Source organism: Azotobacter beijerinckii, assembly GCF_900110885.1.
GTDB lineage: Bacteria > Pseudomonadota > Gammaproteobacteria > Pseudomonadales > Pseudomonadaceae > Azotobacter > Azotobacter beijerinckii.
In genome coordinates, this window is the sequence record NZ_FOFJ01000108.1 from 1 (window position 1) to 6,351 (window position 6,351).

7 protein-coding genes and 2 pseudogenes are annotated in these 6,351 nt (G+C 57.9%); 5 read left to right on the plus strand and 4 right to left on the minus strand.

The features are described 5' to 3' along the window. The 3 genes and pseudogenes from BMY22_RS22305 to BMY22_RS24120 form a co-directional block, all read right to left on the minus strand. A pseudogene (locus tag BMY22_RS22305) lies at positions 1 to 210 on the minus strand (hypothetical protein); the annotation flags it as partial. 3 nt (positions 211 to 213) lie between these two features. Beyond that, positions 214 to 549: a phage holin family protein gene (locus BMY22_RS22310; protein ID WP_090625487.1), complete on the minus strand. Its 336-nt coding sequence runs from the start codon at positions 547 to 549 to the stop codon at positions 214 to 216. 266 nt (positions 550 to 815) lie between these two features. Next, complete coding sequence (locus tag BMY22_RS24120) at positions 816 to 2,051, minus strand: BRO family protein (protein ID WP_143068611.1); 1,236 nt, start codon at positions 2,049 to 2,051, stop codon at positions 816 to 818. A 489-nt stretch (positions 2,052 to 2,540) separates the two neighbouring features. Here BMY22_RS24120 and BMY22_RS24125 point away from each other — a divergent pair, with 489 nt between their 5' ends. The 5 genes and pseudogenes from BMY22_RS24125 (at position 2,541) to BMY22_RS22335 (ending at position 5,900) form a co-directional block, all read left to right on the plus strand. After that, complete coding sequence (locus BMY22_RS24125) at positions 2,541 to 3,446, plus strand: hypothetical protein (protein WP_143068612.1); 906 nt, start codon at positions 2,541 to 2,543, stop codon at positions 3,444 to 3,446. Between the two features lie 208 nt (positions 3,447 to 3,654). Next, the gene (locus BMY22_RS22320; protein ID WP_090625488.1) at positions 3,655 to 4,578 is read left to right on the plus strand and encodes a hypothetical protein; all 924 of its coding nucleotides are present in this window, start codon (positions 3,655 to 3,657) and stop codon (positions 4,576 to 4,578) included. Between the two features lie 124 nt (positions 4,579 to 4,702). Continuing rightward, positions 4,703 to 5,473, plus strand: a complete 771-nt coding sequence (locus BMY22_RS22325) for a nuclease-related domain-containing protein (RefSeq protein WP_090625490.1) — start codon at positions 4,703 to 4,705, stop codon at positions 5,471 to 5,473. 27 nt (positions 5,474 to 5,500) lie between these two features. Further along, a pseudogene (locus BMY22_RS25475) lies at positions 5,501 to 5,629 on the plus strand (type II toxin-antitoxin system RelE/ParE family toxin); the annotation flags it as partial. Continuing rightward, positions 5,613 to 5,900, plus strand: coding sequence for a helix-turn-helix domain-containing protein (locus tag BMY22_RS22335; protein WP_090625492.1), 288 nt, complete (start codon positions 5,613 to 5,615; stop codon positions 5,898 to 5,900). The pseudogene BMY22_RS25475 and the gene BMY22_RS22335, both read left to right, overlap by 17 nt. 160 nt (positions 5,901 to 6,060) lie before the next feature. Here BMY22_RS22335 and BMY22_RS22340 read toward each other — a convergent pair. Then, on the minus strand, positions 6,061 to 6,351 hold a 291-nt coding region (locus BMY22_RS22340; RefSeq protein ID WP_143068585.1), incomplete at its 5' end, for a transposase domain-containing protein.

The window sequence follows — 6,351 nt, forward strand, 5'->3', positions numbered from 1 at the left end:
CCGGTCCTTCCGGGCCGGGATCAGGCGCAGGCTGTTCAGCGTCCAGCGGGTTGGCCGGTCGAACACCGAGCGCATGTCCTGTTCGATCGCCTCCTTCGCCAACTGGGCGGTGCGGGTCAGAGCCAGCGCCGTGGCGAACGGCATCTGCCTCTCGATCCGCCGCAGACGATCCGCCGACGCCTTGAAGCCTTTCGCGTTGATCGAGAACACCGCTCACACCTCCCGATCCGGCCGCACCGGCTCCAGCCCCACCCGCTTCTCCAGCCAGCGCGCATACAGCCCGCCGGCCACGTCCGCGCCGATCACCCCGACCACGATGCCCAGGCCGCCGGCGATCAGGTGATCGCCCCACAGCGCCACGGCGAACAGCATCGACGCGACGCCGAGCAGCGCCGAGGCGGAGAAGCGCAGCACCACCCGCAGCAAAATCTGGCCCAGCGTCAGGTTGCCGCGAGAGGCCCGCAGCATCTCGCCGGACAGCCCGGCCATCGACACCAGGACCAGCATCCAGAACGGCATGTCCGCCAGCGTGGACTGCTCGGTAGACATCGGGACTCCTTACCGCTTGGCGGAAATGAAAAACCCCGCCGAAGCGGGGTTGGGGCGGCCGTCGGGGAGAACGGCCTGGGCACACAGCAAGTGCTCGGGGAAGGCCGCCCGTCACAGCGACCACAAAGGTAGCGGCTTTTTACCCCCCGACCGGCAGTGGCGTAAACGGGCGAAAAAAGCCGGCTCTACTCGTCGCCTACTCGCGGCCAACTCGCCGCCTACTCACGGCAAACCACTCCGACGAACGGTCATGCCGGCGCCCGGATTCAGAGCGGCGTCTTGGCGCCGGCGAAGCGCTCCACGCGGCGGTGGTCGTGCTCGAAGTTGTCCAGCGCCTGCCGCACGTGGCCGGCCATGAAGCGCATGGTCATATCCAGCCGCCGGGCCAGCGAGCGCAGGGCGCGCAGCTCGTACAGCGGGCCATCCACCCGATAGCCGGCCTCGGCCAGTTGGCCGAGCAGCGCCTCTCCGGGCGAATACTCGCTCATCAGCAGATCGCCGGTGGTCACCGACAGCTCCGGGGTGTTCGGGTTGTCGTGGCGGAACTGGTGGGGGTTGCGGGCCTTCCAGTCCTCGATGGGATAGTCGATGTCGAGCCGGCCCACCCCCTTCGGCGCCTCCCGCTCCAGCAGCTCGCCCTCCAGCACACAGCCAGCCACCAGACCGAGCGCCTCGTCGAAGCGCGCCGGGTCGATCTCCCGATAGCCGCAGCCGAACTCGCTGCGCAGCGCAGACCAGCAACGCAGCGTCGCCGCCTTGCGCCGGCCGGAAGGCAGAGCGACGGTGCGCGCCCTCACCAGCGCCCGCAGCGCGCCCTGCTGCTCGCCGGACAGCCCGCCCGGCAACGCATGCGCCGGCGCCTCGCCGGTCACGAACTGCTCCAGCGCCGCCTCCAGCCACAACCGCAGCGGCTCAGACCGCGCCGGGCTGGCGTGGTGCAGGGCCAGCTCCAGCCCGGCCCGGTCGATCAGGCCGAGGCGGCGGTGGCCGACCTGCCGCTGTGCCTTGTGCTCGCTGCGCAGATGGCGGGTGAGGCCGTGGGCGTCGCGCATGTCCAGGGCACGGGCCACATCGACGGCGACGAACCACAGCGCCGCGCCCTCGGGGACGATGCGGAACGGGCGGTCGTTGTAGGTGAGGTGGATCGGCTCGACGGGAACCGGGCCGACCGGGGCAGACTCAGGCGTGCTCAAGCCATCCAGCACATCGAGCACCCAGCGACGGAATTCCTTGGCGACCTCGGTGCGGGCGAACATCGCCAGCAGATGGGCGCCGCGAAGGGAGAAGATGCGCACCTGCTGTATCCCGCCGTTGGTGGGCAGGTCGATCAGCGCAGTCATCTGCTCGGTGAATTCGTCGGCATTGCTGCGGTAGAGCTTGGCAATCGACAACTCGGGATTCTTGTACCCCAAGGCCAAACCGATCTGGTTTGCCCTTACCCACGGCTGTCCGTTGCGGTCGGTGATATCAAACTGGGTGTCGCGAAAGACAAGTGCTTGCATGGCAGGAATCCTCTGAAGGCTTGAACTCCGCTCCCAAACGCCAATTTGGGTGGGCGGAACCGTGCGGGTTGGCGTACCGGTCAGAGGGCCGGCGGGTCCGAAGACCCCCACGCACGGCCCGCCCATAACACGGGTGCAGCCATGCTGCGGACACAAAAAAACCGCTTGTTACGGCGGTGTGTCCGCCTCTGATTCCGGGACGCCAATCCCAGGTCGCTGGATTGACAGCGACGGGCAGAACCTTAGCGGGAGAGGCTGACAGGCGTCAACCGGGAGGCCATGCGCGGCTCGGAGGGCTGACGGGGGCGGTAGTACATGGTGTATAAAGCCGACGAACGGTCAGCGTGGCCATGAGGCCGGGCCGTAGACAGGGTGATGAGACGTGGTAAGGAATGTCATCCACAAACCCTAGCCGAAGCATCAGACACCATTTGGTGTCTATTTACATTTAGCCACAAAGCAACTAAACCTCACGAACATAGATAGATCATGAAGTTCAAAAATCAAGAATATGAAGAATTAGTAAGAGACTTGATCAATGATGCCTTTTATATTGAATCAAGATCTAACAGAGGAAAGATATCAACCATTAGACAATGCGCAGAAGTTGTCATAAGAAAGTTATTAAACTCACACAACAACAACAAAATCACCTTGGGTGACTTTGACGTCATACGCGACCTTGAAGCAGCCAGCTCAAACAACAAGCTATTAATTAAATCCGTAAGAAAACTACAAAAACTTGGAAATAAATGCACCCACACCCAAACCCCACAACCAATTACCGACGAAAATGTTAACGACGCAGTTAATGCACTACTAAACTTGTACGCCAGCCTCTTTGTTCTGTATTTTAAAAAATTTAAATTTGGCTCAAATAGCGAAGTATTGAGCGCATTTTCCATTCTACCTCCAATTATAAGATATATTGTTCTCGAAGAACTATACAAAGATGACAGGAGCAACATATCAATAATTGACAAGCTAAGCTTGGTCTTGCTTAAAGCCTTCGACAAAGATAGCGCCATGAAATGGATTGAAAAAAGAAAAGACGAACTATCAAATATATTACCATACACGCAAGAGGCTATTGCCAAAATTGAATCGATTTACGGAAAATCACATGCAGCGGCTGTAATTGCCAATGCTCCAGAAAGCATGTACACCTTGTGCCTAGAGCGCCTAGAACAAGTCTCATTAGTTATTGATGAGCGAGGACTGCTCTACAATAGCTTTGAGCAAGCAAAAACACTATATTTAGAAAAAGGAATACTTCCTGCCGACAGTCAAGAATATAGAGATTTCAATGACATAATGGAGTTTGTATATCTCGGCAGAAAAGCCGAGCACAATGAGAAACTAGATAGCCAGCATCTTTATACGATCATAAATTAACAATATAGCGACTAGTTGACTGTCCGGGTAATTTGTTTATCTATAATGTAGATTTGTGTGCGGCGAGGCTATGCTGTCGCGCCTGCCGGCGAAGCGCGTAGGGTAGACAACGGCGTAGCCTTGTCTACCAAGGCCAACGGCTAATAAGCGCTGCGTTACTTTTCCTGACTACTGGACATCCAAGCCCCCATAGGAGATTAAAAAGATCATGGCAAAACAGCTTTCCCCTGCGGGGGTAATGGCGCTCAAAGAAGCTCTATGTTCAGTGTATTGGTACAAGTCTGATCTTCGTGGCTTCCTGAATCTTTGCCTATCCAACCCCGCACTACTCAATAACTTCAACTGGGAAAATTATAAGCGACAGATCGCTTCCGACATTATTGATTTTCTCGCCTCCAATCCAGCCAACCATCTCGGCGATTTAACAAAGATTTGCTATGAGCTATGCAAGTTGACAGACTTCTCGCATCTCAAGCAACTCGATGACGGCCCAGCCAAGGTCGAAAAAGCACGCAGCGCCGTCAATCAACTAAAGCAACTGATTGAACCACATCAAGAGATCAAACGAGAGCAAGACGAAATAAAAAAACGACAAGAGGCTGCTGCGCAAAAGCTTCGTGAAAACACAGCAGTTCGCCAAAAGCTTGAAGCAATCAAAGCAAAGTACATGGCACTCATCAGCTCAAGCGACCCCCAAGGTCGAGGATTTGAGCTGGAGCGCATTATGTATGAAGTTTTCGAACTATTCGACCTAGACCCTAAAGCATCCTTCAAGAACCTTGGCGAACAACTTGACGGTGCTTTCACACTTGATGGAACAGAGTATTTATTTGAAGCAAAGTGGCACAAAGAGCTTGTTAACAAAGCATCCTTGGCTGCTTTTTCCGATAAAGTACGCACAAAGCTTGAGAACACATTAGGGGTCTTCCTATCAATCAATGGATTTTCTCAAGATGGAGTAGCTGCACATCAAGCTGGCGGAGCCTCAATTATTCTAATGGATGGAGGAGACCTTATGGCCGTCCTTGAGGAGCGTATCGATTTTGTGAGTTTACTATTGCGCAAAAAGCGCCACGCAGCTCAAACAGGAAACATCTATTTTTCTTACCACCAGATGGTTGCAAGCGCGTAGGGTATAGGGCAATAACGGCGCAGCCTTGTGTCTACCGAGGCCAACGGTGGGTAATCGCTTCGCGAGTTACCCACTCTACAACTGACCAACACGCAGCCCCCCACCGTAGTCGGAGAATCGGAAATTGGATTTCACACCCATCATCGCCCAGGTCTGGAAAGTGGCCATCTGGCTCGTGCCGCTGATATTCCTGCTCGGCCTCCTGAAGTCGCCCTGGGCAAAGGGGTATATCGGCGAGCTGCGGGTTCGCCTGTTCGCGCACTGGCGACTGGACAAGCAGACCTATCGCCGTCTGCACAACGTGACGCTGCCGACCCCGGACGGCACGACGCAGATCGACCATGTGTTCCTCTCGCGCTTCGGCGTGTTCGTGCTGGAAACCAAGAACATGGGCGGCTGGATCTTCGGCGGCGAGCACCAGGCGCAGTGGACGCAGAAGTTCTACAAGAAGAGCTTCAAGTTCCAGAACCCGCTGCGGCAGAACTACAAGCACCTCAAGGCGCTGGAGGCCACGCTCGGCATTGCGCCGGAGCACCTGCACTCGGTCATCACCTTCGTCGGCGGCAGTACGTTCAAAACTGATATGCCGGCCAACGTGACCGAGGGCGCCGGGTTCATCCGTTACATCAAGTCGTTCCGGCAGCCGGTATTCAGCGAGGCCGAGGTGGATGCGCTGCTGCGCACCCTGCAGGAAGGCCGCCGGGCGCCGACGCGGGCCACCCACCGCGAGCACGTGCAAAACCTCAAGCGCCGCAACGACCCCACCGCCGAGCGCAAATGCCCCAAGTGCGGCAGCCTGCTGATGATTCGCTCGGTGAAGTCCGGCGCGAAGGCCGGGCAGCAGTTCTGGGGATGCTCTGGCTTTCCCAAGTGCCGGACTGTGCAGAGTCTCTGATGGCCGAGGGCGTTCGTTGCCTATTGCACCGTGGTAAACAAGCGCATCGTGGTACTGCACAGCTTCGTGAAGAAGACAGACAAGACGCCCGTCAAAGAAAGGCGACTGGCCGAAACGAGAATGAAAGAGGTGAAGCAACATGCTGACGCACGCTGAACTCAAAGCCAAAGCCCTGGCAGACCCCGAGGTGCGCGCCGAATACGAGCGGCTCAACCGCGAGGAGTTCGCCCTGCTGGACGAGATGCTGGCGGCCCGCCGGGAAGCCGGCCTGACCCAGGCGCAGGTCGCCGAGCGTATGGGCACCAAGGCTCCGGCAGTAGCCCGACTGGAAAACGCACTGGCCTCGGGCAAGCATTCCCCCAGCCTGGATACGCTGCGCAAGTACGCGGCGGCGCTGGGCAAGCGGGTGGAAGTGCATCTCGTCTGATGGCGAGCAAGGAGGGTAGGCAGCGGCGCAAATCCAGACTGTGAGGTACAGCGCATGAACCCGCACATTGGCTCCGATTTCGACGACTTCCTCGCCGAGCAAGGCCTGTCGGAAGGTAAGTGATCCATGAACCCCGTCTGTTAACGGCCGAGCCGGTCTTTTACAGTGGCGCCGTCGGAGTGCAGTTCCACGGCAGCAGCGCCTCGTAGTCTTCGACGCTTTGCGCTGCCGGCAACCGCTCGAGGATGTGGCGCAGCCAGGCGTAGGGCTCCTGCCCGTTGGCCCTGGCGGTTTCCACCAGGCTGTAGAGCTGCGCGCTGGCCGTCGCGCCTTTGGGCGTGTCGCTGAACAGCCAGGCCTTGCGCCCGATGACGAACGGGCGAATAGCCCGTTCGGCACGGTTGTTGTCGATCGGCAGGTAGCCCGCCTCGGTATAGCGGATGAGCCGGCT